1 pseudogene is annotated in these 315 nt (G+C 46.0%); it reads left to right on the forward strand.

The annotated features are described in order from the left end of the window. Positions 1 to 315 (forward strand): annotated as a pseudogene (locus A3739_RS29815) (hypothetical protein); the annotation flags it as partial.

Below are 315 nucleotides of genomic sequence, written 5' to 3' on the forward strand. Positions count from 1 at the left end.
TAGTGTGTTAGAAGGTGAAACGATTAACGCCGGCACGATCTCGTTGTCCAGTGTGATGGACGCTGCTGATATGCGTATTGTCTTGACCTGGGGTGGCGAGTCCGGTATGCGAGATCTAGATAACCATCTTTGGTTATATGATCCTGATTCTGGCGCAGAGCTCGACCATATCTACTATCAGGATATGAGTTACGAGTTGGGCGATGCGACAATTCAACAAGATGTTGATGACACTAATGGCTACGGCCCAGAAACTATTACTGTTCCAAATTATGCTGAGGCCAACATGCATTACTCTGTGCACAACTATAGTAC

It is taken from the genome of Oleiphilus sp. HI0067 (genome assembly GCF_001635735.1).